A 2,623-nucleotide genomic window follows, 5' to 3' on the forward strand; every position below is an offset into this window, starting at 1 on the left:
CGTCAAGACCATCCCCATGGGCAGAATCGCCGAGACCGCCGACGTGGTTCACCCGGTGTTGTTCCTGTGCTCCGACGGTGCCGGATTCATCACCGGCCAGACGCTGATGGTGGATGGTGGCGCCAGCGCGGTGTAATATCCGAGGAGATGAGAATTCAGCGAATATCGAATGCCGAATAAGAAAACTTAGAATGGTGAAGTGTCAAAGACGATGACACCTTGATAAAAAAGTGACGATAGAGCTATCTGATGTCTTGCAGGACTGGCGATTATCTCAATCCCCACGTGGACAATTTTTTAGATATCTACATTCCCTGCGGTGTAATCACCACCCACCCAAATATTCGTTTGACCACAAGATGTAGCGGTGTTTGGAATTAGCCGGAATGAAATGGGGAATAAAATGAACAACATAATAATACCGGCAACATAATGGCAAGCTATACGTAACAAATGCTGAAATTTCTATGTATTTAGGTGGGTTAGATGGTGTTATTGTGTTTCATCTTTTTAATCATGTCAAGCCTTTTTCTTAAAGCCCATGTCTTTGCATCACCTCCCCGATCGCTTTGTGGTAATCCCGCTGAACCTTGAGGTTGCTGACCTTACAATAGCGCTGGGTGGTTTTGATGCGGGAGTGGCCTAAAAGATCCTGTATGGTCACCAGGTCGGCATCAGCATTGAGTAGTTGCGTGGCCATCGTATGCCGAAGCTGATGACATGATACTTTTAACCCAGCTTTCTTGGCATAATACTCCATGCGTTTCTGGATGCCACGTACTGATATACCTGTGCCTTTGTGGATCCCTTTCTCTACAAGAAAAACTTTACGAACCCGTGAAGAGGGCCGCACACGAAGGTAATCAACCAAGGCTTGCAGGGCATCTCGACTGAGGTAGACAATGCGGTCTTTGCGACCTTTGCCTTCATAAACAATGAACTGTAAGCGTCTTAAATCCAGGGCTGCCAAAGCTAAATTGGCGACCTCTTCTACTCTTAGTCCGCAGCGTAGCATCAGCATGAACATAGCCCGATCGCGATACTTTTTGATAACCGCGAATAGACGGACAATCTGTTCGTCTCTGAGATAACGGGGCAACGGACGGGACAGTCGCAATGTATACCCTCGCTTGATTGGATGAACCATAGCCACCCGTTCTTCATGGATCAGGTAGTTGTAAAAACCACGAATGCTGTCCAGGTGACAGTTGATCGTTTTGGGGGACAACCGCCTGTCGAGCAGATGGTCAATGTAGCTCAGCAGGATCCGGTGGGTTACTTGTTCAATGGGAACATCTACCCACAAAATGAACTGACGCAGCGTATGCATATAATTTCTGATCGTGTGGGGTGAGTAATTGCGTCGCTTAATAAACCGCCGGTATTGAATGATCGCGTCGGTAATGGCCACCGATCCCCTCCTTTTCGATGATTTGCATGGCTTTAAAATATTCGTCTTTACGCCTGTTGTCGGTCAGGCGGGCATAGCGTCGGGTCATCTCGATGCTACTGTGCCCCAGCAGTTGCTGCAGGCATTCTAAACGCATACCGGCATTGAGCAATTCGCTGGCAAATGTATGGCGCAGGGCGTGCAAGGTGTATCCTTTGTGATCCAGTCCGGCTTTTCTGAGGTGCTTGATAAAGACCATTCGTGCGGCTTCATAACTGAGTGGCCTCCCGCTATGACCGCTGAATATATAATCACTGGTGCCCTTTTTTACCTTTAACCAGCGCTTGAGGGCGGTCAGGGCATCGTTGCTAATGTAAACGACACGGCCAACACGATTTTTCTGGGCTTCGAAGATATCAATGCGCCTTTCGGTTAGATTGATGTCGATCATCTTGGTGTTCAATAACTCGCCGATACGCATGCCGGTGCGCAACAATATCAAGATCAAGGCCCGATCCCTTCGGTTAACAATCACCTTTAACAAGCAACGAATATCTACCGGATCAATTGCGCGCGGCAGTGTATCGGAAAGCTTAATACGAACCTTACGATTGAGAACTTTTGGATGAATGATTTCGCGGTCAGCCAGAAATTGAAGAAAGGCGTATATGGCTCTCAGTCTGGTGTTGACCGTACTAAGGCTCATCCCCCGATCCTGCTCGTATTCCACAAAAGCGCCAATATCGTCTCGAACAATGGTTTCTACGAAATATCGACCATTGGCCTTAAGAAAGGTGATAAAGGCGAAAAGTGTTCTCTCATAGCTTTTAATGGTGCTTTTGCTCAGGCGTCTGCGATACAGGTAAGAAAAATAGCGACGGATCAGCTTCTTTCCGAACAAGTCCTTTTCGGCCATTCGTTCCAGGAATTTATCAAGACCAGGGGGACCAATCGTCTGGTTGGCGATCTGTAGGACGGTTCTGTCAAAGCGGTGATCTCTAGCAGGAAAGGCGGGGCGATCATCTGAACTAATGGAAATTTTATCGAAGGTCATCATGCTGTCTCCTTTCTAATTTCCATAGAAAAATCAGACAGATGATGACTTTTTAGCCAGTTTTAGTCAATCACCATTTTGTTACGTACAGTGGCAAGTTGTGTTGTGAGTTTCGTTATGTTGTGGGTTTCATTCCCCATGTCCTTCCATCTAATTCCATGAAGATAGAACAATCCATA

General features: G+C 47.0%; 3 protein-coding genes. 1 reads left to right on the forward strand and 2 read right to left on the reverse strand.

What is annotated here, in order from left to right; all coding sequences use genetic code 11:
- Positions 1-16: 16 nt before the first annotated feature.
- Complete coding sequence (locus tag ABYV26_RS24245; protein ID WP_372683923.1) at positions 17-136, forward strand: SDR family oxidoreductase; 120 nt, start codon at positions 17-19, stop codon at positions 134-136.
- A gap of 396 nt (positions 137-532) precedes the next feature.
- On the opposite strand, the gene ABYV26_RS24250 is transcribed toward ABYV26_RS24245, so the two are convergent.
- Both ABYV26_RS24250 and ABYV26_RS24255 read right to left on the reverse strand, forming a co-directional pair.
- Positions 533-1,411: a tyrosine-type recombinase/integrase gene (locus tag ABYV26_RS24250; protein ID WP_372683921.1), complete on the reverse strand. Its 879-nt coding sequence runs from the start codon at positions 1,409-1,411 to the stop codon at positions 533-535.
- Positions 1,368-2,447, reverse strand: coding sequence for a tyrosine-type recombinase/integrase (locus ABYV26_RS24255; protein ID WP_372683922.1), 1,080 nt, complete (start codon positions 2,445-2,447; stop codon positions 1,368-1,370). Before ABYV26_RS24255 ends, ABYV26_RS24250 begins: the two co-directional genes overlap by 44 nt.
- Positions 2,448-2,623: the final 176 nt, after the last annotated feature.

The sequence above is a fragment of the Desulfosarcina sp. genome (assembly GCF_041551955.1).
In the GTDB taxonomy this organism is placed as follows: Bacteria; Desulfobacterota; Desulfobacteria; order Desulfobacterales; family Desulfosarcinaceae; genus Desulfosarcina.

What these genes read in the sequence shown, in the direction of transcription:
- ABYV26_RS24245 (WP_372683923.1), top strand. Translation starts at nt 17, where the DNA reads ATGGGCAGAATCGCCGAGACCGCCGACGTGGTTCACCCGGTGTTGTTC.
- ABYV26_RS24255 (WP_372683922.1), bottom strand. Translation starts at nt 2,447, where the DNA reads ATGATGACCTTCGATAAAATTTCCATTAGTTCAGATGATCGCCCCGCC.